Genomic DNA, 26,158 nt, shown 5'->3' with positions numbered 1-26,158 from the left:
TTTGACCCTTAAAAAGCCATGGCACCGGTTCGGGTCAAGGCCCCTCACCTAGCGAGCTTCAAAGGGCTAGTACGGCTGGCGCCTACTATCCCTAATTCACATCGCTTGCTTTTTCATGGCTAAGGGCCAACTTCAACGCTCCACTTCTGCTCAGAAGTAGATTGCAAATAAATTATATAATGGCTATTAGGATTAACTTTTAATAGCGTCTGAAATAAGATAAAAATAAAAACCATCCCAAAAGCTAGCAGCTTGCGCCAGCTTTTGGGATGCTTTATTTTTATAGGAATAGTCGTACGCCGTTGACGATATTGAGGAGGATGACGGAGGCCGTGATGATGAGGTAGGTCCGGTTGACGGCCTTGTTGGTCATGCGCTGGTTGAGGGCAGACCCAATATAGCCTCCGATAACGGCAGCGGGAAGGATGACGAGGAGGAAGCTGGTTGAGCCCGCTGCGACACTGCCGGCCAGGACGATGCTGGTGAGTTTGGAGAGCTGGGAGAAGAAGATAGTGATGATGGAGTAGACTGTGGCTTGCTTGGTTGAGGCGCCGAAGAGGGCGATGAAGAGGGCCACGTTCATGGGGCCACCACCGATGCCGAGCAGGGTCGAGAGGACGCCCAGGGCCAGGGAGGCGAGGAAGAAGCTGAAGAGGCCAGCCAAGCGGAGTTGCTTGCGGCTGGGGTCATAGGTGTACCAGATGGAGAGGCCCAGGGTGATGATGGTAATGATAATTTGGATCAGTTGGACCTTATCGGGGTTATTGTAGAGGGACATGAGGATGTTGAAGATGGTGTCCCCTAAGCGACCGCCGATAATGGACCCGAAGGCAATGGCGAGGAGGCGCTGCCAGGAGATCTGGAAGCCACCGCGCACTTGTTTGATGATGGAAACAATGGACATGGTGAAGACGGCAGCGCTGGAGAAGAAGCCAATCACATTGAGGGGGTGGGCACCGATCGCATCCAGGGCGGGTTTAATGATCACGCCGCCTCCCATACCTGAGACGGCCCCTACCGTATTGGAGAAGAGGATAACGATAAAATATAAGAGATAAAGCATAAAAACCTTCTTTCTATCTTAAGCGCGGGATTGAGCACAGCGGAAGCCCGTGTTGGAGGTGCTGGAGAGGGCATTGTTGGCGTTGCGGCCAGCAATCCGGTAGCGTTGGCAGTAGGAATGGTGGCAGAGGAAAGACCCCCCTCTGAGGGCGAAGTCGGTGGCTCGGTCATAGCCAGAGTAGGCCTTAGCCCAGTCCTCAGCGGTTTTATCCTGGAACTGGGTCAGGGGGATGCGGCCAGGATTGCTGCACCATTCCCAGACATTACCGATCATCTGGTAGAGGCCGTAGTCGTTGGGCGCATAGGCTTTAGCAGGGGCAGTCCCGACATAGCCGTCTGCGGCCGTGTTCTCGTTGGGGAAGTCACCCTGCCAGACATTGGCCCAGTGCTTGCCGTCTGCTTCGAGCTCATTGCCCCAAGGATAGATGCGGCCGTCCCGGTGGCCAGCTTGGGCAGCGTATTCCCATTCTGATTCACTAGGCAATCGGAGTCCCGCCCACTGGCAATAGGCCAGGGCATCGTTGTGGGAGACGTGGACAACGGGGTGGTCCATCCGCCCTTCTAGCGTTGAACCTGGGCCTTCCGGTTGCCGCCAAGAAGCGCCCGCCACCTCGTGCCACCAGTCCGTGCCGGCGGTTAAGGGATAGTCGTCGCGCTTGTCTTCATCGATGAGGAGGAAGAAGACATTGGACGAGCCATAACGCTCAGCATCGGTAACATAGGCGGTATCCAGGAAGAAGGCCTGGAAGTCACGGTTGGTCACCGTTTGGGCACCCATAGCGAAATCAGCTACTTCCAGCTCGACACTGGGGCCTTCCTGGTCCCGATCGAAACCACAAGACTTCTGGTCGCTCCCCATGCGGAAAGTGCCGCCTTCAATTGAAATCAGTTCATAAGACATGGAGGTCCTCCTTTTTCATGATAATTATCTAATCTAACTATAACATACTTCCATCCTATCGCATTTTTTTAGGCTTAAAGATCGAGAAAGGATTGACCTTATGCCTGGAATCGCTTAAAGTTAAAGTATTAGAACTTAAGGAGGATCTACCATGAAGAAAAAATGGCTCTTATTACTGACCTCGATGGCCCTGCTCGGTGCCTGCCAACAACCCGCTGACGACAAAGCAGCTGACCAAAGCACCGCTCAGACAGAGGAACAAGCCAAGCAAGAAGCAACCTTTAGCATCCAACCCCTAGAAGGCGAAGCTGAAACCAAGCAAGTGACCTTCCAAGAAGGTGACAAGGTGATGGATGCCCTGAAAGCCAACTTCGATGTGGAAGAAGATAAAGGCTTCGTTAAAGCCATCAATGGTGTCAGCCAGGATGAAGGTAATGAAGTATATTGGATGTATTATGTCAATGGTGAGATGGCCCCTAAAGGCGCTGACCAGACAGAACTCAAAGCTGGCGATAAGGTTGAATTTAAGCTCGAACAAATGCAGGCTGAATCAGAATCTGAAGCCGCTTAGGAAAATGGTTATTAGCAATGGTGTTGATGAGCATCCGTTTCGCTTTTGAATTTTGTCGTTAAAAGATAGAAGATCAAGAACGGCTGTTGCCGTCTTGTACTCTATCCGTAAGTCGCTGAGGCTCCAACGGCTAGAGCAGCACCGGCTCGAGCCAAAGTCTCTCGCCTAGCGAGCTTCAAATAAGAGTGTGACAAAAGTCGGGAGCTCTGAATCACTGGAGCAAAGGATGGAAGAGCCTTGTTAGAGGCTCGGCCAGCCTTTGTGAAGTGGAATCAGAGCTGACTTTTGGAACAGGTTTTGGCTAGTACGGCTAATCGCCTACTATCCGTAATTCACATCGCTTGCTTGTTCATGGCTAACGACAAAATTCAAAGCTCCACTCCTGCTCACAATAGCTGATGCAATAACTATTCTGCAATTACTACTCACCACTACTAAAAAATAGAGAATCACTAATATATAATAAACATAAGAACAGGAATTCCCTCGATGGTTGAGGAAATTCCTGTTTTTTCTTTATATAGTAGGAGCTGTGTTGTTAACATATACTCGACTCGGTCAGCAAGCCACACTCGAAGACTTTGAGTGAGTGTTGAGTCTTGTCAACCCCCGCTCGGAAGGTCTGATTGTGTCTTGGGTTTTAGGAAGCCCCACTTGGAGCTTGTCTTTGTGGCTTGTTCCTTGCCAGCCCACACTCGGAGGCTGTGCTTGTGCCTAGACCTTGGTCAATCTCCATTCGCTCCTTCTGATTGTGTGTTCAGACTTCCGGCTATGTGTCATTTCTTAGTGCCGGTAGAGGTACTGAATGGCCAGAGTGCCAGCAATAATTGATACCAGCTGGATGATCATGAAGGCTTCTTGGTCCATTAACTTGGGTTCGGCACTGCTGACAAAGTATACCAATAGGAAGGTTAAGAGGCCGGTAGAGAATTTTTTCAATGCTTGGTTTTCCATGGTGCTTCCTCCTTGTTTTGATGATTGCGTTAAGGATGGTCTTTATAATTTTATTTTAACAAACAAAGAAAGCGTTCACAAAATATTCACTTAGATTTATTTTAAAGAGTTTGACTATTTTTGACTAATTATCATTGACCTTTCCTGACCAATTTGGTATAATAATAAGTGAAGAGGGAAAGGATCCCTCGAGATGATGATAAAGAAAGGTGATCATTGATGAAACGTTATACAGTGACTGCAGATGTAAACAGTGAAAAATTCGGGAAAGGAACTTTGCTAGCTGAACTGAATGAAGACGATTTTATCCGCTATGCCAACCTTTCGGACCAAGAAAAATTAGACTTCTTAAAAGAAAAAGATGCCCGCTTCCAAGTTGATGTGAATGACTTAGAAGATAAGGACGTGGCTAACTACAGCGTTAAGGCAAGTGAAAATACCCCATCCCGTCCAAGCGCAAGTGAACAACCTCGTGTTAGCCGGAAGATGCGGGTGAATGTGAACGGTCAAGATACCGGTTGGGTGGATGTAACGGAAGAAAACCAAGCCCAATACGACGCCATGATGGACCGCTTCAACCAAATGCACCAACGCTTTAACCAAGAATTTAATAACTTCTTCCCAAACTTCCGTCGGGGCAACTTCCTAGACTTAGGACGCCCATTCTTTGAAAGCTTGTCCGCCCCACAAAGCCAAGACCAAGCCTCAGAAGACAAGGACCAAGACCAAGCTGACAAGGAAGACAGTGGGGATAGCGAAAAAAAAGAAACGACAGAAAAATAAAATGAAATAATAAATCTTAAAGCTGGAGGCTAAGTTGCTTCCAGCTTTTTTTGTCTTTTTTGAGGAGAGGGCGTATAATCATTTTAATCAATTAAGGAGGTGGCGCTTATGGCAGCCTTGAAATGGTTTGCGGGCGGGCAAGATCGCCGCAAAGAAGCGATTAAATTGATTCAAGAGATAGAGGGTAAGTTAGGTCCTTCCCAGCCTGCTTTGAAACAGGTCCTAGCTGATTACTTGCTAGAATTTCAGGAGAGTGGGACCTCAGCTCCCTATATCTTGACCCGGCTCAACTTGGACTTGTCCAAGGCCTTGCGTGCAGACGGCCAAGTTATACCCGATGACCAAGAAGCCCTCTTGAAGGAATTATCAGCTCTGTCTCAGATCCGCTATGGTTATTAGGAGGCAAACTTAAAAACTTAGAAGAAATTCTCAACTAGCCCTTGAATTATGGACCTATCTTCATTATCATAGGTGGGGTCTAGAGACGAGCAAGTGAGCAGCAATGCCTGCTTGCCAAAGCACTTTATTTTTATGCTTCGCTAAGCGGCATAAAAATGGGGTGCTTTTTGTACGAAGAAAGGAGTCGGATGATATGCTAAAGAATTTTGTGCGTTATGTGAGTTTCGCTACCTTGAGCATGGTCGGCTATTCGCTCTTTGTCTTGGCGGATACCTTCTTCATTGCCCAAGGGATTGGGGGACAAGGGATTGCAGCCTTGAACCTGGTACTTCCGGTGGTCCATGTGATTTCAGGACTGGGCTGGATGTTTGGGGTAGGGGGAGCGACCCTCTTCTCTATTCAAAAGTCGCGGGGCCAGGTGCGGACGGCCCAAGAGATTTTCTCGCTGACTGCTCTGGCTGCTGGCTTGTTGAGTTTGCTGATTGTGGCCATCTGTTTCTTCTTCCGTGGCCCTCTGCTTCAAGCTTTGGGGGCATCAGGAGAGCTCTATCATTGGGCCAGGGATTATTTTGCGGTCTACACCCTCTTTACACCAGCCTTTATCTTGAACTTTGTCATGGTATCTTTCCTACGCAATGATGGGGCGCCGCGCTTAGCTAGTATTGCCTTCTTGGCTGGTGGCCTGGCTAACATTGTGCTGGACTACATCTTTATCTTCCCCCTCCAATGGGGCCTGGCCGGAGCGGCACTGGCGACTTGCTTCTCGCCAATCCTCTCCCTAGTCTTAGCGGCTAACCATCTCCGCCGCGGAGACAGCCAGTTGAAGTTCCGCAGCTTTCACTTCCAATGGCGCGACTTAGCTTCTGTAGTAGCCAATGGTTTATCCTCCTTTATGAATGAATTCTCGTCAGCTGTGGTGATGTTCGCCTTCAACCAGGTCTTACTGAGTCTGGCGGGCGATCTGGGAGTGACAGCCTATGCTATCATTGCCAACCTAAATATCATCATTATTGCGATCCTAACGGGGATTGGTCAGGGTTTCCAACCCCTGGTCAGCCAATTCTACGGAGCGCGGGATGACCGCAGCGTTCAAGCCGTTTTCCGCATGGCCTTAGTGACCTACCTGGTATTTGGTGCCTTCTGCCTCCTCCTTGGCCAAGTGGGCGCCCATCCCCTGGTTGCTATCTTCAACAGCCAGGCCGACCCAGCCCTAACCGCCATGGCCACGTCAGGCTTGCGCCTCTACTTCCTATCTTATCCGCTGACGGCCATCAATTTCTTTGTCATTTACTATGCCGTGGCAGTCAACGCGCCAAGGTCCTCCATGCTGGTCTCTCTCTTGCGAGGCTTGATCCTGATCATCCCTTATCTCCTCGTGATGAGTCGGCTCTGGGACTTGACCGGCGTCTGGCTCACCATGACCGCCGTCGAAGCAAGCACCGCTATCCTCTCCATCACCCTCATCATCTACTATTACTACAAACTAACTGGCCAACAAAATATTAAAATCTTCCGCCGGTTAAGGAGAAGGGTGTGAGCAAGAGCGTTTAGCTTTGGATGCTTGGAGTAAGTTGGAATAAGGGCAAGCCCCGCTTGCACGTTTCCAACTTGCGAAAGCACTCCAAAGCTGCTCTTGCGAACCCGACTGAAGGGTGTGAGCAGTTGCGCTTAGACTTGAATGACTGGAGCCCAAACGGAAAAGAGCGGCTTTAGCCGATCGTTCCGCTTGGGTGAAATCACTCCAAGCCTGCCAGACCGAACCCAACTAGGAAGGAAAAGCAATGCTCCTTCAACATATAATAATCCAACAAGCTAGGCTTCGGCCTAGCTTGTTTTCCTTCTAAAATCATGCAAAATTAAGAAAATCTGTACTTGTTGGCTGATGGTCCGGGAATCCGCAAGGGGCAAGTTGCACTCGGAGGCCTGGAGTGTGGGTTGGCAAGGTTTAACCCACAGAGAAGATGCCTGAGTGGGGATCGATACACTCTTACCCACACTAAAGGCATCTGAGTGAGGGTTCAAAAGTTACAACACTCACTCGAAGGCAGCAATTGGGGCTTGGACAAAGGTGCCAGCTCCTTTTTTTTAAAAATTTGTTCCAAAAGCCAGTTCCGACATTCATTCCATATAGGTCATGAAGGGTAACGTTTTCATCTCCTCGGAATTTATTGTAAAATTCAATTGGGCCATAATAATTCTCCTTTCGATGCCAGAAAGCTTCTACCTACAGCAATTTAAACATAGATTATTATGGCCCTTTTTGTGTGCCGTTATTTCGATTTAATGAACTGACTTGCTAAGAAAGCGGGTATTTGCGCTCAGAAGCTCCGAATGCAAATAGAAAGCGGCCATTTGTGCTCAGAAGCTTCGAATGCAAATAGAAAGCGGCCAATTGCATCCAGGGGCTTTGAGTGCAAATCCAACCGTGCAAGGGATGCTCACTCCTACCATATGTCAAGAAGTTGGATTCCTTCCAGCTTCTTTTATTTTGGTTTACTTTCCTTGGTGTAAGGGTTTACTTTGGGTATAATGGGGGTGATAAAGAATGATTGAGGAGGAGAGCTTATGGCAGATTTTAAAGAAGATGCGGCGGTCCTGGTGGAGGCCATCGGGGGTCGCGAGAATGTGGCGGCAGTGACCCACTGTGCGACCCGGATGCGTTTTGCCCTGGAGGACCCGGGAAAAGCCGACGTGGAGCGAATTGAGTCCCTGCCCTCGGTGAAGGGGACCTTTACCCAAGCCGGACAGTTCCAGGTGATTATCGGTAACCAGGTGTCAGAATTCTACCAGGCTTTTGAAGCAGTGTCGGGCCTGGAGGGGACCAGTAAGGACCAAGTTAAGGACCAGGCCAAGGGTAACCAGTCGGCCTTCCAACGGGCCCTGTCCTTTATGGCAGAGGTTTTTGCACCGATTATTCCGGCCTTTATTGTTGGGGGCTTGATCCTGGGCTTTAGGAACTTGTTGAGCGGGATTCCCTTGGACATGTTGGACGGGCAAACCCTGGTAGAAGCAAGTACTTTTTGGGCGGGCTTGGATGACTTTCTCTGGCTGCCTAGTGAGGCCATCTTCCACTTCCTACCGGTCGGCATTACCTGGTCCGTGGTGAAGAAGATGGGCGGAACCCAGATTCTGGGGATCATCTTAGGGATTACCCTGGTCTCTGGTCAATTGCTGAATGCCTATGATGCGCCGGCCGCTATCCTCAATGGGGAGGTGCCGGTCTGGGACTTCGGTTTCTTTACTTTGGATAAGATTGGCTACCAGGGTCAGGTATTGCCGGCTCTCTTCGCAGGTTTGACGCTGGGTTACTTGGAACGTTTCTTCCGCAAGCACGTGCCGGAGTACCTGTCGATGATCCTGGTTCCCTTCCTGGCCCTCTTCCCTTCGATTATCCTGGCCCATACCGTGCTAGGACCGGTGGGTTGGCGGATCGGGACCTGGATTGGGTCGATTGTTTACGCCGGTCTGACTTCAGGTTTGAGTTGGCTCTTCGGAGCAGTCTTTGGGGCCCTTTATGCGCCCCTGGTGGTGACGGGCCTCCACCATATGTCCAATGCCGTCGACGCCCAGTTGATCGCAGACTACCAAGGAACGGGGCTCTGGCCCATGATTGCCCTCTCGAATATTGCCCAGGGTTCAGCAGTGCTTGCGGTGTGGTGGATGACCCGCCACGACGAAGAGGAGTCCCAGGTCACCATTCCAGCCGCTATATCAGCTTATTTAGGAGTCACGGAGCCGGCCCTCTTCGGGATCAACCTCAAGTACATGTATCCTTTAGTGGCCGGGATGATTGGATCTTCCTTGGCGGGCCTCCTGTCGACAGCTACCAAGGTGACCGCTAATTCGATTGGGATCGGTGGCTTGCCTGGCTTCCTCGTCATCCAGGTCCCTTCCATGGCTTGGTTCTTCCTAGCCATGCTGATTGCTTTAGTCGTCCCCTTTGCCCTGACCATTCTCTTTAAGAAGACCGGCTTTTTGGTTAAAGATAGTTCGGGGCAAAAGGTGAGCGCTAAGCAAGATGCTTCCGAACAAGCTAGCCAAGCGGCACCGACTTCCGCTAAGGCAGAAGCCTCTAAAGAAAGAGTGGCCAGTGTCGCCAATGGCAAGGCCAAGGCCATTACAGAAGTGGCTGATGAGGTCTTCTCCCAGAAGATGATGGGGGACGGCTTTGCGGTGGAACCGACAGATGGCCGGGTCGTTTCACCTATCACCGGCCAAGTGACCAGTGTTTTTCCTACCAAGCACGCGATTGGTTTGGAGACGGATTCTGGTGTGGAAGTCCTCATCCACATGGGTTTAGATACGGTTGATTTGGAAGGGGAACCTTTCACCATTAAAGTTCAAGTCGGCAACCCAGTCGATATCGGAACAGAATTGGCGGAGATGGACTTAGAGGACATCCGAGCAGCGGGCAAGGGGACCGATATTGTGGTAGTCTTTACAGAAGCTGACCAGTATGACCAGCTCGACTTTGATTTCGACCAGGCCGACCAAGCTGGCCAAGGCCTAGGCTATATTGTGAAGAAATAGAAAGGAGTTTCATTGATGGCTTTTCGTGAGATGACAGTCTACCAAATCTATCCTAAGTCTTTCCAGGATAGTGATGGGGACGGCTTCGGTGACTTGAGAGGGATTATCCAGCGCCTGCCTTACTTGGAAGAGCTGGGGGTGACGATGATTTGGCTGAGTCCGGTCTATCCCTCGCCCCAGAATGATAATGGCTATGATGTGAGCGACTACCGGGCTATCGACCCTCGCTTCGGGACCATGGCTGACTTTGAAGACCTGGTCCAGGAAGCTGACCGGCGCGGCATGGGCGTGATGATGGATATGGTCTTTAACCATACGTCAACTGACCATGAATGGTTCCAGAAGGCCTTGGCGGGTGATGCGACCTACCAGGATTACTATATCCTCCGCCAAGCCAAGGCTGATGGGAGCCTGCCGACCAATTGGCAGTCGAAGTTTGGTGGCCCAGCTTGGGAGCCTTTTGGCGATTCCGGCCTTTACTACCTCCACCTCTATGATGTCAGCCAGGCCGACCTCGACTGGCACAATCCTGCCGTCCGCAAAGAATGCCAGGCCATTTGTAATTTCTGGCTAGATAAGGGGGTGCGGGGCTTCCGCTTCGATGTCCTCAATGTGATCGGTAAGGATCCTGTCTTAGTCGATGGGCCCGGCGATGGGGGTAGCCAGGAGAAAGCCCTCTATACCGATACCCCGCGTGTCCACGACTGGGTGCGCCAGCTGAACCAGGCTAGCTTTGGCCAGCGCACGGATACGGTGACTGTGGGCGAAATGTCTTCCACCTCGGTGGCTGAGGGGGTCAAGTACACCAATCCAGACCGTGATGAGTTGAACATGATCTTCAACTTCCACCATCTCAAGGTGGACTATCCCGAGGGTGAGAAGTGGGCCTTGGCCGATTTTGACTTCTTATCTCTTAAAAAAATCCTCGATGACTGGCAGCGCGGCATGTCTGACGGAGGCGGTTGGAATGCCCTCTTTCTGAGCAACCACGACCAACCCCGCCAGCTGAGCCGCTTTGGCGATCCGGAGAATTATCCCTATGAATCAGCGACCATGCTGGCCCAAACGATTCATCTCATGCGGGGGACGCCCTATATTTTCCAAGGCGAAGAGCTCGGCATGACCAATGCCAACTTCCAAGCGATCGAAGACTACCAGGATGTGGAAACTCACAATGCCTATCGAAGCCTACTGGAGGCCGGCAAGTCTCAAGCAGAGGCCCTAGCCATTGTCCAGGAGAAGTCCCGGGACAATGCGCGGACCCCCATGCAGTGGGAAGCTGGCGGCCAGGCGGGCTTCACGACAGGGACGCCATGGCTGGCAGTGAACGATAATGCGGACCAGGTCAATGCCCAGTCGGCCTTGAGTCAGCGGATCTTTGCCTACTACCAGGACTTGATCCAGCTTCGTCAGCACGACCCGGTGATTAGCCAGGGTGACTATGAGGGCCTCTTCCTCGACCATCCCCAAGTCATGGCTTATCGCCGCCGCTACAAGGACCAGGAAGTCTTGGTGCTGTCTAACTTCTACGCAGCCCCCGTGAGCTTGGACCTGACCGCCACCGACTTTCAGCCTGACGCCGATAAAATCATGGGCAATGGGCCCTTAGACAAGCTCTCCGACCAAGTCAATTTGGCCCCTTATGAAACCGTCGCCTTCCGTTATCAGAAGAAAAACTAAATATTTTTTAGAAATGCCTAAAAAAGTGTTGACGTCCCCCTGAATACCTGCTATACTATAGTCAAGTTAAACAAATCGCTTGGCACCGTCCAAGCATAGCATGTCAGTTGTTCCAACTGGCACAGCTAGCGAATATGCGCTAGCACCACGGGAAATTAAGCGAGCAAGAACGCCCAGAGCCAACTTGCATCGCTTTTTTTGATGTATAGGGTGTGAGGGCACGCGGTTAGCAGTTTTCAATTTGCGTTCAGAGGCTTTGCATGCAAATTGAAAGCTACCTCTTACTAATCCCATCCAAACTTGTCGGACCGCATCCAGTTGGATCAGTCATTCTCTTTTAACTAGTGGCTGAGATTAATTATTAAGGAAGCAAAAAGACGAGTCCCTGAAAAGGAGCTCGTCTTTTGCTTTATAGTCTAACCCTTATTTAGTCGGGTTCGCAAAGGCAGAAAGGGAGTGACTTCAGCAAAGTGGAACGATCGGCTGAAGCCGCTCTTATCCTCTTTGCCTCCAGTCATCCCTTTCTAACCGCCTTTGCTCACACCCTTATTTTTTGCCTTCTAAGATGACTTGGCTGTCAAATTTTCCTGCGGTCATTGAAATGATTTCTGACTTGTCAGGGTCGTTTGGTTGGTCACGCTTGTCGGATGCTTCCCAGGCGGCCCAGGCGTCTTTGTTTTCCCAGCGGCCGATGACGAAGACAATATCTTTGCCGTCTTCTTGTTCTTCGGCTTTGAGGACAGACATGTCGATGAAACCGTCTTGTTCAGTGATGATTTCACGGTCGCCTAATTTTTTGATCACATCTTCAGTGTGTTCTGCTTCAGTAGTAATTTTTTGTAAAATAACAAACATTTAGCATCCTCCTCTATTTAATCTAAATCTAGCATAACAAGAAACCCGCCCAATAACAAAAGTTACGCTCAAGTCTTCTTATATTCTGGCAATTCAGCGTTTCCAAAAGCTATTGCAGAAGAAAAAGAGTGTGACAAAAGTCGATCAGGCCTGAACCACTGGAACGAACTATGGGAAATCGTTGGAAAACGATTGGACATAGTTCGTGAAGTGGATGTCAGGCCTGACTTTTGGAACACGTTTTAGAAAAATGTTCGCTTTTAAAAAAGAGGCCGGAACTTTTTTCCAAGCCTCTTCTTTAGAATTTTAATTATGCATGCGGAATACGCATTCGCCTAGTCTTCGTCCCGGTTGACGTAGTCGGTGACGGCGCCGCGGTCGGCAGAGGTGACGTTGTGGGCATACTTACCGAGCGCACCTTTCTTGAGGAGTTCTGGGAGGACCAGTTTTTCCCGACGCTTGGCTAATTCTTCGTCGCTGACTTCAAGGGTGATGGACCGGCTTGGCACGTCGATGGTGACGGTGTCGCCTTCTTCAACCAGGGCGATGGTCCCGCCGACAATGGCTTCAGGGGCGATGTGTCCGATAACCAGACCGTGTGACCCACCAGAGAAGCGGCCGTCAGTCAAGAGGGCAACGGATTCACCTAAGCCTTCACCCACTAAGATAGAGGAGAGGGAAAGCATTTCAGGCATACCTGGCCCGCCTTTAGGTCCCACATAGCGGACGATGACAACGTCGCCTGGGACAATTTCTTGCCGGGTCGCTGCTTCAACAGCGTCGTCTTCTGTGTTGAAGACGCGGGCAGGCCCGGAGTGGTGCATGACCTTAAGCCCAGAAAGTTTAGACACACAGCCCTTTTCAGCTAGATTACCGCGCAGGATGATCAATGGACCGTCTTCACGTTTAGGCGCAGAGAGCGGCATGATGACGTCTTGTCCTTCGCTCAGACCTGGCATTTCTGCCAAGTTTTCGGCTAGGGTCTTTCCTGTAACAGTCAGGCAGTCGCCGTGGAGGTAGCCTTCTTCTAACAAGTATTTCATCACCGCTGGGACGCCGCCGACTTTGTAGAGGTCGTTGAAGACATAGCGGCCAGAAGGTTTCAGGTCAGCCAAGTGAGGGACGCGTTTTTGGATACGTTCGAAGTCTTCTAAGGTCACGTCAACTTCTACCGCATGGGCGATGGCCAATAAGTGAAGGATGGCGTTGGTTGACCCGCCCAGAGCCATAACCAAAGTAATAGCATTTTCAAAGGCTTCCTTGGTCATGATATCTTTAGGATAGATACGTTTCTCGATTAGCTTGCAGACTGCTTGGCCGGCTGCCCGCGAGTCATCGTGCTTCTCTTGGGATACGGCAGGGTGGCTGGAGCTGCCTGGTAGAGACATGCCCAAAGCTTCTGCGGCTGAGGCCATGGTATTAGCGGTATACATCCCACCGCAAGAACCGGCGCCAGGGCAGGCATTTAATTCAACGTCGCGGAAACGGTCGTATTCGATGGTTCCAGCGGCGTATTGGCCAACTGCTTCGAAGGCGGACACAATATCAATATCCTTGCCTTCGCGGTCTTGGCCCGGCAGGATGGTGCCTCCGTAGACGAAGACAGCAGGGAGGCCCGCATTGGCAATCCCGATCAAACAGCCGGGGATATTCTTATCGCAGCCCCCGAAGGCCACAACCCCGTCCATGTTTTCGCCGTTGACAACTGTTTCAATGGAGTCGGCGATTAAGTCACGGGAAGGCAGGGAAAAGCGCATCCCCTGGGTCCCCATCGAGATCCCGTCAGAGACCGTAATGGTATGGAATTCGAAGGGGTGGTAGCCGTAGTCCTTAATGGCTTGGATGGTTTCATCCGCTAGGTCCCCCATATGCATGTTACAAGGGGTAATATCGCTCTCGGTATTAGCAACCCCAATCTTAGGTTTCTTGAAGGTTTCATCGGTTAAGCCTACCGCCCGCATCATCGCACGGTTCGGCATTCGTACGTCTGGATCGTAGACTTGACTTTGGATCCGATAATCTTTTTCTTGATCTGCCATCATGACACTTCCTATCTTATTAATGTGAATATTATGAATCATTATAAGTTATTAAAAATAATAGCACAAAGTTAAACTAAAAGCAAAACAATCTAAGACTTATCTCATCTTATACTCATCAAAAACAATTCTAATCTAGACGACTTTGAAAGAATGGATGGGAAAGATCTATACTTAAGCTTCCCCTAAGATTATCAGGGGAGATTGCGCTGCTTTGTGGGGGTTTGCTATAATAAGCATGCATGGTAAGAAGTGGAAGTTAAGGAGCGTACTGTTAACGATGAAGATTCTAATCACAACTGACTTATATAAGCCTGCTGTTAATGGCGTGGTGTCTTCTTTAATGACTTTGCGCGAAGAATTGAGGGGGGGCCATGATGTCCGGATCCTGACCCTGGGAGACAAGCAGGCCATTGCCAAGGAGTCGGGCGTTTATTACCTCAATTCCATCAAGGTGGGGAAGATCTATCCTGGCGCCCGCATCAGCCTGCCCATCAACCACAGTATTATCCGGGAGATTATTGACTGGGCCCCAGACATTATCCATACCCAGTGTGAATTTTCGACCTTTCACGCGGCGCGGACCATTGCCAAGGCCCTGGATATCCCTATTGTCCATACCTACCACACGGTTTATGAAGATTATACCCATTATTTCTCCCCCAGCAAGGCGACAGGGAAGAAGATTGTTTCGGTGGTCTCCTACCTGACCCTGCGCGCGACCGATGCGGTGATTGCGCCCAGTAAGAAGGTGGAGCGGCTCCTGCGCGATTATGGCGTCGACCAGACCATCGAAATTATTCCAACAGGGATCAAACTGGCCCGCTTCCAACAGGCCTTGCCGGAAGAAGAATTAAAGGCGCAGAAAAGGGCTCTGGGGCTGAGCGATGACCAGCTCGTCTTGGTCTCCATCGGGCGGCTGGCCAAGGAGAAGAATCTCCAAGAAATCATTGCCTATCTCGCCCGCTTGCAGCGGCCGGACCTCCGCCTGCTTGTGGTGGGCGACGGTCCTTACCGCGGCAACTTAGAAGCTGAAGTGAGTCGCTATCACCTAGAGGACCAGGTCATCTTTACCGGCAAGGTCGCCCAAGAAGACGTCGCCCGCTACTACCAGCTCGGGGATATCTTTGTCAGCGGCTCGACCAGTGAAACCCAGGGCCTGACCTATATCGAGGCCCTGGCTTCCGGACGGCCCGCCCTCTGCCGCGCCGACGATTGCCTGGAGGCGGTCCTAATTGACGGCTACAATGGCTACCAGTACCACGATTTCGACGAATTTGCGGCCTATTTAGACCGCTTGCAAGACCAGGGTACCCGCCGCCGCTTAGGCAGCCGGGCCGCCAACTATGTCCAACAGAATTTCTCCTCCAAGGTCTTTGGGCTCTTGGTGGAATCCGTCTACCAGCAAGTCCTAAACAAGCGCCAATTCGCTAAAAATCAAGAATCCCGAGCAGATAAATCATAGAATGAAGCAAGGCCCTCCCAAGCATCTGAGTTAAGATCTTTGGGAGGGCCTTTTTTGTTTAGAATGTATGGGACGTGCGGCTTGCTTTTGTATGGCTCGTTAGCAAGTCAGTTCATTAAATCGAAATAATGGCACACAAAAAGGGCCATAATAATCATGCTTAAATTGCTGTAAAAAGTGATGCTTTGGCATCGAAAGGAGAATTATTATGGCCCAATTAAATTCTACAATAAATCTTGAGGGAATGAAAGTGTTAACCCTTATGCCCTATATGGAATGGATATCAGAACTGACTTTTGGAACAGATGTTTAAAAAGGAGCGGGTGCTTTTGTCCAAGCCCCACTTGCTGCCTTCGAGTGAGTGCTGGGGTCAGTCAAGCCTCACTTGCGGGGCTCAATTGTGTGTTGTAACTTTTGAAGCCTCACTCTGAAGCTTTTAGTGTGGGTTAGAGTGTATCAATCCCCACTCGGGCATCTTCTCTGTGGATTAGACCTTGCCAATCCCCACTCCAGGCCTCCGAGTAGAAGTTGCCCCTTGCGGATTCCCGAATCATCAGCCAACATGTACAGATTTTCTTGATTTTGCATGATTTAAGAAGGAAAACAAGCCAGGCCGAAGCCTAGCTTGTTGGATTATTGTATGGTGAAGTCGGGTTTGGTCTGGCAGCTTTCGTGTCACTTCACAAGTCTCCGCCGCAGTCTATGAGACTGCTCTGGTGACTTGCTCCAGTGAACGAAAGCTGAGCGCCAGCCCTTACACCCTATAGTCGGGTTCGAGGATGCAGAAAGGGCTCCTCTTCACAAAAGGGAACGACCGGCTAGAGCCGTTCTTATCCCTTTTGCTCCAGAGGTCCCTTTCTACCCGCATCCTCTCACACCCTGTATAGTCGGGTTCGGTCGCGCAGAAGTGGCTCCTCTTCACAAAATTCCGCCGAAGTCTTCTAGACTTCTGTGGTCTTTTGCTCCAGAGATCCACTTCTACCCGCGCTCCCTCACACCCTTGTCCACACAGAGACTCCTCCTGCTGGGCAGGTGAAGTGGCCGTAGCCGTCGTCGTTGATGGTGATGGTGTCTTGGCTCTTGCCGAGGGCGTCTTGCCATTCTTGGCCAGCGTGGGCTTGGCCGACGTACATGTCTTTGAAGCCGGCTTCGCCGTTGGACATGAGGAGGGCGAGGCCGTCGGGGTGGTCGTCGTCGCCTTCGCGTGTGAAGCCGACGCAGTTGGGGTGGTCGAAGTAGTTGTTTTGCTTGCCGTAAGCTTGTTTTTGTCTGAGGTCCAGGAGTTTGTCGAGGAGCTCTTGTTTGCCAGGGATGGGCTTGTCACCGCCAATGCCGTAGTAGTCGCCGTAGAAGACGCAGGGCAGGCCGTCTTGGTGGAGGAGGATAAGGGCGTAGGCGAGGGGTTTGAACCAGTCTTGGACCCAGGATTCCAGAGATTGGCCAGGTTGGGAGTCATGGTTGTCAACGAAGGGGATGGCCAGGGTTGGGTTCTTCTGGAGTAGGGTATCGTCGAGCAGGCTGGACATGTCGAAGCCATCCACCGCTTCGGAAGCCGCCTTGAAGTTTTGGTGGAGCTTGACGTCGAAGAGGTCGATGTCGAAGCTGGTTTCGTTCATATAATTTTCCAGGCTGGCGTAGTCCCCCTTCCAGTATTCCCCGATCAGGTAGAAGTCAGGATCAGCTTCCAGAAGCTTGGCCGCCAGTTCTTCGATGAAGTCGGCGTTGATATGTTTGAGGGCATCGAGTCGGAAGCCGTTCAGGCCGGTCTCTTGGACATACCACTTGGCCCAATTTTCCACTTCTTTGACCACATCGGGATGGCGGTAGTCGATATCGGCGAACATCAGGTAGTCAAAGTTCCCCTTCTCATTATCCACCTCATCATTATCCGCCCAGCCCTTGTTAAGCCCCTTAATCATAAAAATTCCCTTGCTGTCGGTTGCCTGGTCATAGTCGACACCGGAAAAATGGGTCCAATTCCACTTGAAAGCGCTATAAGTATCCCCGCGCCCAGGGAAGGTAAACTTGGTCCAGCCTTCGATCTCATGGGCGTCGGAAATGATCTCCTGGCGGTTGTCCGGGTTCACTTCATAGGCTTCGAATCGCTCAGACTCATCCGCCCCGGCCTTGTGGTTGAGCACGACATCGCCGAGGACGGAGATGCCCGCTTCTTGCAGGGCTTGGATGGCCTTCATATACTCGTCCTTGGTCCCATACTTGGTGCGCTGGGACCCTTTTTGGTCGAACTCGCCCAGGTCATAGAGGTCATAAACCCCATAGCCCACGTCATTGGTGCCCGTTCCCTTGGTCGCTGGGGGCAGCCAAATATGGGAAAAGCCCTTGTCAGCAAGGTGTTGGGCGTCTTTTGCCACCCGCTGCCAGTGCTTGCCATCATCCGCAAGCTCCCACTCAAAATACTGAATCATCGTTCCGTTCATGGTCTTTTCTCCTTTACTGAATCCTATTATCTGCACCTTAATTATACCCAATAGTCTGAGAAAATACTTAGAAAGCGCCTAGGGGGGCGGTCGGTCTGCCTTTGAACGGTGTTGTGGAACTAACATGAGAAAATTAAAAAGAAGAGTTATTTTATTACATTGCATATGTGAGCATCCGTTCCGCTTTTGAATTTGATCGTTGAATAGTAATTTTTGAATTTCTGCTTAAGTGAAAATAATTTTAGAATCCAAAAAAACCAGAAGCCCTCGCTTGAAGGGACTTCTGGTTTTCTTCTGTGTTATTGGTCGAGTAAGCGGCGGCTTTCTTTGATTAGAGCGTCGGCGGCTTTTTCGATATTGTCAGGGATGGTGGCTAGGTTGAGGCGGATGTAGTCGCCAAAGCTGGCACCGAACCAATTGCCGTAATCCACGGCTAGGCCACAGCGGTCTTGGATGAAGCTTTCCATGTCGATTTGGTCTTGGACGAAGGGGAGCTCGACGAACATGAGATAGGTCCCTTCCAGGTCGGTGACCTTGGCTTCAGGGAGTTCTTGGGCCAGGTGGTCTTTGAGATAAGTATAGTTGCTGTAGATGGTGGCCTTGAAGCCTTCCAACCAGTCGGCACCATCCCGGTAGGCAGCTTCTGTCGCAATGAGCCCCATCATGCTGTTCTCGGTGAGGTTCAAGCGGTCCACCACCTGATCGTACTGGGCCCGCAGTTGGTCATCGGGAATCATGACCTGGGATTGGAGGAGGGTCGCCATGTTGAAGGTCTTAGAGGCCGCGTTGACTGCTACGATCCGGTCCCGGTACTTGCCACCCGCCACATTGAGGGCGGGGATCTGAGGGCGGCCGCTGAAGTTGAAGTCTTGGTGGATCTCGTCAGACACAATCAAGACACCATGCTTCTCACAGATAGCGAAAAGCTTGTCCATCTCTTCTTCGGTCCACACCCGGCCCGCTGGATTATGGGGGGAGCAGTGGATATAGAGCTTGGCTTGGCCGTCGATAATGGCTTGCTCGAAGGCCGCATAGTTGATTTCAAAATGATTGTCGACGGACTTGAGGTCGCAGGTGATCAAACGCCGGCCGGTATCCCGAGCCGCATTATGGAAGGGATAGTAGACTGGCGTCTGGATGATGATGCTGTCGCCTGGTTCGGTATAGGCATAGACGAAGTAGTAGAGGGCTTGGACCACACCGGTGGTAAAACGGATCCAGTCTTTTTCTAAGTGGAGGTCGAAGTGATCGGCCATCCAGCTGAAGAAGGCCTCGTAGTAGTCATCGCTCACAAAGGTGTAGCCGAAGACACCGTGGTCGATCTTATCGTGGAGGGCTTGACGGACGCTGTCGGGTGTCTTGAACTCCGCGTCAGCGACCCAGAGTGGGAGCAGCTTTGCATCACCGAAGCGTTCTTCTAAGAGGTCCCACTTGAGCGACTGGGTGTTCTGACGCTCAACGGCATAGTTTTTGATGAATGTTTCTTTATCCATGGTATCATCCTTTCTGGTTAACACAGACAAGCGAGCAGGCGCGAGGTCTTATCTTATTAGTATTCTACCACAGATTAAGCGCTGTCTCTTATAAATCGGGTTCGACATGGACATCGACTTGTTGGATGGCGAAGGCGTCGGCTAGGACATGTTCCACCTTTTCCGTGATGTCGTGGCCTTCCTTGACGGAGAGGGAGGGGTCGACCAGGATGGTGACGTCGATGTAGACGTTGGCTCCGTAGCGGCGGGCGGCGATGTGGCGGACGCTGTGGACATCGGGGATGGCGGCGATTTCTTCCTCGTAGGTCTCGATCAGGTCAACGGGGAAACCGTCCGTCAATTGGAAGGTGGAGTCGACGAAGATATCGAAGCCTGTCTTCAGGATAATGAGGCCGATCACCAAGGCCATGACCCCGTCCAGCCAGGGCAGGCCGAACTGGCTGGTGAGGGCGGTGAAGGCCGTCATGAAGGAGGTGAGGGCGTCGGTGAGATTGTCCTTGGAAGAGGCGAGGAGGGCCTGGCTCTCAAGCTGCTTGGCCAGGCGCTTGTTGTAGAGGTAGACCCCCAGCATGACCAGTCCCGAGACCAAGGCCACACCGATAGTGAGGGGGTCTGGGGTCACAGGCTCATAGTGGAAGAAATTCTGCAGGCTGTTCAGGGTTACTTCTAGGCCGATATAGAGAATCAGGAAGCTCATGGCCAGGGTGGCGATAGATTCCGCCTTCCAGTGGCCGTAGCGGTGGTCGCTGTCCGCTGGCTTGCGCGAGAAACGCAGGCCGATAAACATGAAGACCGCATTGATAGTATCCGATAGGTTGTTCATCCCATCCGCCGTCAGCGCACTGGACCGGAAGAAATAACCTCCCAGTAACTTGGCCGTGGCAATGATGAGATAGCTGGCGATACTGAGCCAGGTGGCCCGCTCAGCACGTTTGACTTGTTCATAAGATTGTTCAGGCATGGTGTCAACTCCTCTTAGCTTAATAGACCTAGTATAGCAAATTTTCAAGCCAGAATCCTTGAAAGGTCGGGATTTGGACCGCCTAAACTTGAACTTTACTGGAGCCTTTGAAGGTCTTTTAAGGGCACAGAAGCTTGTGAAAAAATTGAAGCTAAGAAGATGAATTCGGTTTCTTGTCGTAGAGCCTGACTGAGAATTTAGTAGACCGGGTTCAAATCCAGATACAAAAAAGGTACTCGACAAGAAAGTGCAAGCCTTTTATTACTTGCCTGATTTTGCTTGTTTTGGGAAGATTTTGGCTTGCAGAAAGATGTAAAATAATATAACATGATGTCAGATTATAGAATTGAAAGGATAGGGGGATTTATCATGTCAGAAAAAGAGTTGCGGCGGTCGATGGCGGTCTTTCCCATTGGAACGGTGATGAAACTGACCGATCTCACAGCCCGGCAGATTCGTTATTATGAGGAGAAGCACCTGATTACACCTCAACGGTCGGAGACGAACCGGCGGATGTATTCCCTCAACGATGTGGACCGCCTGCTCGAGATTAAGGATTATATTGCGGAAGGGCGGAGCGTCAACTCCATCTACCAGATCTTCCACAAGCAAAAAAACGCACCGAAAAAAGAAGAAAAGTCCACCAAGCAGCTGACGGACGAAGATGTCCGGGAGATTCTCTACAACGAATTCATCAAGGCTGGCGGCTTCCGCCAAGGCGACCCACGCCAGCGGAAGATGTAGGTTGGCAGCAAGTAGAGAGTCGCCAACTTTCGAATAGAGCTCCGGTCCGCAAGTCGGGCGGTGCCAACTTTCAAATGGGGTCGCCGTTAGCAAGTCGGTTCGCGGCAACTCGCAAATGAGACTCTGATTAGCAAGTCGGGTCGCGTCAACTTTCAAATGGGGCTCCGGTTCACAAGTCGGGTCGTGCCAACTTTCAAATGGGGTCGCCGTTAGCAAGTAGGCTCGCACCAACTCGCAAACAGAGCCAGCATTCGCAAGCCGCCCGCTCCCGCATCATAATGAAAACAAGCTAGCAAGGCCCTTGCTAGCTTGTTGACCCTTATTTTATGTTTTTTACCATAGATTGTGCATATTTTACTTGGACTCGGCTTGGGAAGCCACATTCAGGACCCCTGAGTGTGGGTTGAACTCTGTCAACCCACACTCCCGATCTTTAATTGAGGATTGTTTGTTGCTAATCCACACTCCCGGGGTCTGATTGTGGCTAGGTCGCTGTCAATCCACACTCCCAATCTTTAATTGAGGGTTGTTTGCTGTTAACCCACACTCTTGGTGTTTGATTGTGGGTTGAGCACCATCCCCTCACACCCTTACAATCACATGCCCATGCCGATAACTTGTCTGATTTTGGCGGTAGGAGAAGCTGTCGGGGTTTTGGTAGGTGCAGTGGTGGTGGATGTGGATGTTTGCTGCTGGGATGCCGCTGAGTTGGCATTGTTTGGCGACGACGGCTTGGTTGTCGATGTGCCAGCGCTGGCTGGTCTCGCGGTAGCTAATGGCGTCGTCGGCGTAACCGAGGGCTTGGAAGGCCTGGTAGGCGTCGGCTTGAACTTCGAATTTTTCTTGGGAGAGGGCGGGGCCGATGTGGACCTGGACTTGGTCGATGGCGACTTGGGGATGGGCTTCCTTGATCTGGTCAAAAGCTTTGCGGCTGATTTCTTGGACGGTGCCCCGCCAACCGGAATGGATGGCACCGACCAGGCCTGAAGCTTCTTCATAGAAGAGGACGGGGACGCAGTCGGCGGTCAAGATGCCTAGAATGACTCCCTTGTCAAAAGTATAGAGTCCGTCGCAGTCAGCGATGCCGGTCTCAGCTGACCGGGCGCCCCGGCCAATATCTTCTCGGCCCACTTGGTAACAATGGGCGCTGTGGGTTTGCTGGGGCATGACCAGCTTGTCCAGACTCAGGCCGTATGCCTCAAGGGCGGCCTGGCGGTTGGCGATGACCCCAGCTTGGTCTTTAGCCTGGCGGAGGCCGAAGTTGCCTTCTTCGGGCTGGTCAACCTGGCGCAGGCTGGTCAATGCAATGATCGAATCTGGGCTTGGATAGCGGAAAGTTGTCATAAGTGACCCTCCTTTTTTAGCTTAATCTTAGCCGCTAAATCGCAAAAAAACAAGTTTACTAGTCTAAAGGAGAAATGATGAATATTTATTTTAACCATAATTTTAACGCAGACCCGAGCCAGGAAGCGCAGACGACGAACTTCTGGGGTCAGGTCTTGAAGCGGACCTTCAAGAATATCTGGGTCTTTGCCTGGGCCCAAGTCAAACTCCTGGTCCTGGTCTTTGTGATTCTCGGCTTCGGCCTCCACTTTCTAGGGATTCCCTGGGCCTGGCTCTTGGCTCTCGTGATTGCCCTCCTCGACGCCCTGCCTGTGATTGGGTCCGGGATTGTCTTCGTCCCCTGGATCCTCTACCAATGGTTCTTAGGGGATACGAGCCTGGGCTTCTGGCTGCTCGGCCTCTACCTGGTCGTGGCCCTCTTGAAGCAGGCCCTCGAACCCTTCTTTTTGGGCCGGGACTTGGCCTTGCCGGTCTGGGTAACCCTTCTCGTAACCATTATCTGTACCCTGGTCTTTAATGTCATGGGGATCGTGGTCTCCGCCCTGGTTATCCCCTTCCTCTCCGCCTACCGCCAAGTGCGCCGGGACTTCCAAGACCAAAAGCGGGACCAGAAGAAAGAAATTGACGCTGAATTTACGGAAATTAATGATTAAGTAAGGATGTGATCCGATGTCAAATGAACAAATCGCAGGTTTTCACCTGGTTGACCAATTTCAAGCGCCGGACGCCAACAGTCTGGCTTTTGTCTATGAACATGACCAATCCGGGGGCCGCGTGCTCTGGCTGAAGAATGAGGACCAGAACCGGGCCTTTGGGATTGGCTTTATCACCCCACCGGAGGATTCGCGGGGGGCGGCCCATATTGTGGAACACGCTGTTCTCGCGGGCTCGCGCAAGTACCCGGTCAAGGACCCCTTCATGTTCATGCTCAAGACCTCGATGAACACCTTCCTCAACGCCATGACCTTCTCCGATATGACCCTCTACCCCGTGGCTTCCATGAATGAGGAGGACTTCCACCACCTGATGGACGTCTACCTGGATGCCGTCTTCTTCCCTCGGATGTTAAAAGAACGCCGGGTCTTCGAACAGGAGGGCTGGCACCTGGACCTGGACGAGGAGACGGGGCAATTGACCTATAACGGTGTGGTCTATAACGAGATGCGCGGGGTCTATTCCTCACCCGACCGGACCGTGATCCAGGATATCGACCGCTACCTCCACCCCGATTCGACCTATGCCCAAGATTCAGGCGGCTATCCCTACCAGATTCCTGACCTGACTTATGAGGATTTCTGTGCCTTCCACCAGGCCCACTACCGGCCCGACAATGCCTTGGCCTTCCTCTACGGCGACCTGGACATTGAACGCGCCCTGGCCCAGATCGATGGCGACTACTTCAGCCACTTCCAGGCTGGAAAAGGGCTATCCAGCCTCCAAACGCCCGCTCCCAGCCAAGAAGACCGGCGCTATACCGCCTACTATGATGGGGGCAAGGGTGACGACCGGTCCACGGATTCCTATCTGAGCTACAGCCTGCCTTTTGGCCAAGCGACTTGCCGAGAGGACCAGTATCTGCTGAGCCTATTGGCAGATAGCCTAGTCAACGCGGAATCCAGTCCGGTCCGCCAAGCGATTCTGGAGGCTGGTCTGGCTGAAGATGTCTCGGTCTACGGGGGCTCTGGCTACTACCTGGACTTCACCATTGTCTTGGAGCGCTTCGATGCTGACCGGGTGGATGAAGCGGTGGCCCTAATCCAAGAGGTCCTCCGCCAAGCGGTTGCGGAGGGCATCGACACCAAACTCCTAGAAGCCGTGATCAAGCGGACGGAATTCGCCTTGCGCGAGGCTGGGGGCGCCAACCGCGGCGTGACCAAGTTCATCCAGTGCATGAGTGCCTGGCGCTATGGGATCTCCCTGGACGAGGCCTTGAACTATAGCGAGAGCTTCCAGGCCTTCCGCGACAAGCTAGGAACGGGCTACTACGAAGCCGTAGTCAAGGACCGCTTACTCGGTGCAAAAGGCCGGCAGATCCTGGTCCATGAACCCGAACTGGGCCGACACCAGGCCATGGACCAGGCCCTGTCCCAAGAGCTCGCTGACAAGGCAGAAGCCATGACGGCAGAAGAAATCGACCAAGTCAAAGCCGCCAATGCCTCCCTCAGATCCTACCAACAGACCCCCGACAGTCCCGAAGCCCAGGCGACCCTGCCCCAGCTCGATATCACTGATGTGGACCGGGAAGTGGCCCATATCCCTGAAGAAAAATTAACCCTAGCAGGTGGCCAAGTCTGCCTCTACCACGACCAACCGGCAGCTGGGATCCGCTATGTCCAGCTGGCCTTCCCACTGGACCAAGTGGCCTTTGAGGACTTGGCGACCCTCTCGGACCTCCTGACCTTCCTGGGCAGCGTGTCGACCGAAGCACACGCCTACGCCGACCTGGACACGGCCATCCTGACCTATGCCAATGGCTTGAACTTCCAGGCCAAGCTCTACCGCGACAGCGACCAGCCCGACCGTTACCAGGCCAAGCTCCTGGTCTCCTTCGCGGCTCTGGGCCAGGATAGCCGCCAAGCCCTAGCCCTGGTGGAAGAAATCCTGACCGCCAGCCGCTTCGATGAGAAGGCGCGGATCCTGAACCTTCTCCAGCGGATCAAGGCTGACTTAGAGGATGCCTTAGAAAGTAGCGGCCACAGCTCTGCCCTCACCCGGCTCCAGGCCATGTCGGTAGAGACAGCCCGGATAGCGGAAGAATTAGAGGGGATCGCCTACTACGACCATGTCTGCGCTCTCCTGGCTGATTTCGATAAGGTTTTCGATGACTATAGCCAAGCCCTGTCCGACCTCCAAGCCAAGCTCTGGTCCAGCCAAGGCGTCACCGTCAGTCTGACAGCGGAAGCGGCGGACCAGGCGGAACTGGTCGAAGAAGTCCAAACCTTCCTGGCTCAGCTCCCAAGCGAAAAAGCTCCTGCCCAAGACTTGATCGTGCCCCTCAGTGGGACCAAGCAAGAGGGCATTCGGACCAATGGCAATGTCCAGTATGTGGTCCAAGGCGGCCACCTAGAGCCTGAAAGCTTCCACTACCAAGGTTCCGCCGTAGTCCTGGCTCACTTCTTGAGCCACGCCTTCCTCCACGAACAAATCCGTGAACAAGGGGGCGCTTACGGGGCCGGCTTCATCCTGAGCCCAGCTGGGGATATTGCGGCTTATTCCTACCGCGACCCCCATCTCGACCGGACCCTAGCCGTCTACAGCCAGATTGCGGACTTTATCCGCCAGCTGGACCTAGACCAAGCGACCATTGACCAATTCATCATCGGGGCCATGACTGCCTTCCACTTCCCCATCGTCCCCCAAGCCGTCAACGGCCTGGCCCTCCGCCGCCACTTCAAGGGCGAGACCGAAGACCGGATCAACCAGCGCCTCCAGGAAGCCCTGGACACCAAGCTGGAGGATTTCAAGGCTTATGCGGATGAAATCGAACAGGCCTTTAGCCAGCAGGGCCTGGTGGTTATCGGCAACCAAGACAAAATTGGTGCCGCTTCAGAGCGCTTTAGCGACCAACGTGACTTGAAGCAAAGAAAATAAGTATGAGTAAAAGAGCTCCAGGTCCATCTCCCCTAACGAAATTTATAGGTTTTGTTAGGGGATTTTTTGTATTTTACGGTAACAGCAGATGGATAAAATTAACTTATTAATTTATAATATAAGAATTAAATAATCGATTTGAACACAATTTGTATTTTTTGTTTTTTTGTCTATTAAATCCTATTGCGATCAAATAAATTAAAACTCATTTAATAGGAAAGAAGTGAACTAAAAATCAATAATTATTTGTAATAATTATCGATATAATAACTTAGAACGCCTCTAATATATATAAAGAGAGCGTAACGATTGTATAAAATAAAGTACAAAGCATAAAAATAATTTATT

19 protein-coding genes are annotated in these 26,158 nt (G+C 51.7%); 10 read left to right on the top strand and 9 right to left on the bottom strand.

Translation table 11 applies throughout. From position 1 onward, the window contains the following. Window positions 1–280: 280 nt before the first annotated feature. Window positions 281–1,063 (bottom strand): sulfite exporter TauE/SafE family protein, encoded by a 783-nt coding sequence (locus AWM72_RS03845; protein ID WP_067973452.1) that lies wholly within the window; start codon window positions 1,061–1,063, stop codon window positions 281–283. A gap of 18 nt (window positions 1,064–1,081) precedes the next feature. Then, a complete protein-coding gene (locus AWM72_RS03840) occupies window positions 1,082–1,963 on the bottom strand; it encodes a formylglycine-generating enzyme family protein (protein WP_230080839.1) in 882 nt (293 codons plus the stop codon). A gap of 151 nt (window positions 1,964–2,114) precedes the next feature. Here AWM72_RS03840 and AWM72_RS03835 point away from each other — a divergent pair, with 151 nt between their 5' ends. Beyond that, window positions 2,115–2,534 (top strand): DUF4430 domain-containing protein, encoded by a 420-nt coding sequence (locus AWM72_RS03835; protein ID WP_067973449.1) that lies wholly within the window; start codon window positions 2,115–2,117, stop codon window positions 2,532–2,534. A gap of 783 nt (window positions 2,535–3,317) precedes the next feature. On the opposite strand, the gene AWM72_RS09375 is transcribed toward AWM72_RS03835, so the two are convergent. Then, complete coding sequence (locus AWM72_RS09375) at window positions 3,318–3,488, bottom strand: hypothetical protein (protein WP_158444738.1); 171 nt, start codon at window positions 3,486–3,488, stop codon at window positions 3,318–3,320. Between the two features lie 219 nt (window positions 3,489–3,707). Here AWM72_RS09375 and AWM72_RS03830 point away from each other — a divergent pair, with 219 nt between their 5' ends. The 5 genes from AWM72_RS03830 to treC all read left to right on the top strand — a co-directional run bounded on the left by AWM72_RS03830 (window position 3,708) and on the right by treC (window position 10,880). Beyond that, the gene (locus AWM72_RS03830; protein WP_067973447.1) at window positions 3,708–4,271 is read left to right on the top strand and encodes a hypothetical protein; all 564 of its coding nucleotides are present in this window, start codon (window positions 3,708–3,710) and stop codon (window positions 4,269–4,271) included. A 108-nt stretch (window positions 4,272–4,379) separates the two neighbouring features. Next, a complete protein-coding gene (locus tag AWM72_RS03825) occupies window positions 4,380–4,670 on the top strand; it encodes a bacteriocin immunity family protein (RefSeq protein WP_067973443.1) in 291 nt (96 codons plus the stop codon). Window positions 4,671–4,863: 193 nt separating this feature from the next. After that, complete coding sequence (locus tag AWM72_RS03820) at window positions 4,864–6,207, top strand: MATE family efflux transporter (RefSeq protein ID WP_067973439.1); 1,344 nt, start codon at window positions 4,864–4,866, stop codon at window positions 6,205–6,207. 1,028 nt (window positions 6,208–7,235) lie between these two features. Then, window positions 7,236–9,200 carry a PTS system trehalose-specific EIIBC component gene (treP, locus tag AWM72_RS03815; RefSeq protein WP_067973435.1) on the top strand — a complete coding sequence of 655 codons (1,965 nt, stop codon included), beginning with the start codon at window positions 7,236–7,238 and terminating at the stop codon, window positions 9,198–9,200. Between the two features lie 15 nt (window positions 9,201–9,215). Further along, complete coding sequence (gene treC / locus AWM72_RS03810) at window positions 9,216–10,880, top strand: alpha,alpha-phosphotrehalase (RefSeq protein WP_067973431.1); 1,665 nt, start codon at window positions 9,216–9,218, stop codon at window positions 10,878–10,880. A 546-nt stretch (window positions 10,881–11,426) separates the two neighbouring features. Here treC and AWM72_RS03805 read toward each other — a convergent pair. Continuing rightward, on the bottom strand, window positions 11,427–11,735 hold the full coding sequence (locus tag AWM72_RS03805; RefSeq protein WP_067973429.1) for an antibiotic biosynthesis monooxygenase family protein: 309 nt from the start codon (window positions 11,733–11,735) through the stop codon (window positions 11,427–11,429). 335 nt (window positions 11,736–12,070) lie between these two features. Beyond that, complete coding sequence (gene ilvD / locus AWM72_RS03800; RefSeq protein ID WP_180754589.1) at window positions 12,071–13,774, bottom strand: dihydroxy-acid dehydratase; 1,704 nt, start codon at window positions 13,772–13,774, stop codon at window positions 12,071–12,073. Window positions 13,775–14,054: 280 nt separating this feature from the next. On the opposite strand from ilvD, the gene AWM72_RS03795 reads away from it, so the two are divergent. Next, the gene (locus tag AWM72_RS03795; protein WP_067973422.1) at window positions 14,055–15,239 is read left to right on the top strand and encodes a glycosyltransferase family 4 protein; all 1,185 of its coding nucleotides are present in this window, start codon (window positions 14,055–14,057) and stop codon (window positions 15,237–15,239) included. A gap of 992 nt (window positions 15,240–16,231) precedes the next feature. On the opposite strand, the gene AWM72_RS03790 is transcribed toward AWM72_RS03795, so the two are convergent. The 3 genes from AWM72_RS03790 to AWM72_RS03780 all read right to left on the bottom strand — a co-directional run bounded on the left by AWM72_RS03790 (window position 16,232) and on the right by AWM72_RS03780 (window position 20,131). Beyond that, the gene (locus AWM72_RS03790; RefSeq protein WP_067973420.1) at window positions 16,232–17,677 is read right to left on the bottom strand and encodes an alpha-amylase; all 1,446 of its coding nucleotides are present in this window, start codon (window positions 17,675–17,677) and stop codon (window positions 16,232–16,234) included. Between the two features lie 299 nt (window positions 17,678–17,976). Then, entirely contained in the window at window positions 17,977–19,170 is a 1,194-nt protein-coding gene (locus AWM72_RS03785) for a MalY/PatB family protein (protein WP_067973417.1), read from the bottom strand. Window positions 19,171–19,258: 88 nt separating this feature from the next. Next, complete coding sequence (locus tag AWM72_RS03780) at window positions 19,259–20,131, bottom strand: cation diffusion facilitator family transporter (RefSeq protein WP_067973414.1); 873 nt, start codon at window positions 20,129–20,131, stop codon at window positions 19,259–19,261. Window positions 20,132–20,500: 369 nt separating this feature from the next. Between AWM72_RS03780 and AWM72_RS03775 the strand changes: the two genes are divergently transcribed. Beyond that, window positions 20,501–20,875 carry a MerR family transcriptional regulator gene (locus tag AWM72_RS03775; RefSeq protein ID WP_067973413.1) on the top strand — a complete coding sequence of 125 codons (375 nt, stop codon included), beginning with the start codon at window positions 20,501–20,503 and terminating at the stop codon, window positions 20,873–20,875. A gap of 582 nt (window positions 20,876–21,457) precedes the next feature. On the opposite strand, the gene pgeF is transcribed toward AWM72_RS03775, so the two are convergent. Continuing rightward, on the bottom strand, window positions 21,458–22,219 hold the full coding sequence (pgeF, locus tag AWM72_RS03770) for a peptidoglycan editing factor PgeF (RefSeq protein ID WP_067973409.1): 762 nt from the start codon (window positions 22,217–22,219) through the stop codon (window positions 21,458–21,460). A gap of 77 nt (window positions 22,220–22,296) precedes the next feature. Here pgeF and AWM72_RS03765 point away from each other — a divergent pair, with 77 nt between their 5' ends. Together AWM72_RS03765 and AWM72_RS03760 are read left to right on the top strand one after the other, a co-directional pair. Beyond that, window positions 22,297–22,872, top strand: coding sequence for an AI-2E family transporter (locus tag AWM72_RS03765; protein ID WP_067973407.1), 576 nt, complete (start codon window positions 22,297–22,299; stop codon window positions 22,870–22,872). Between the two features lie 16 nt (window positions 22,873–22,888). Continuing rightward, complete coding sequence (locus AWM72_RS03760) at window positions 22,889–25,810, top strand: insulinase family protein (RefSeq protein WP_067973404.1); 2,922 nt, start codon at window positions 22,889–22,891, stop codon at window positions 25,808–25,810. The last annotated feature ends 348 nt before the right edge of the window (window positions 25,811–26,158 follow it).

This window comes from Aerococcus sanguinicola (assembly GCF_001543145.1).
Classification (GTDB): Bacteria; Bacillota; Bacilli; order Lactobacillales; family Aerococcaceae; genus Aerococcus; species Aerococcus sanguinicola.
Note: the sequence above shows the minus strand (reverse complement) of the source record. Positions and strands in the feature narration are given on the sequence as shown.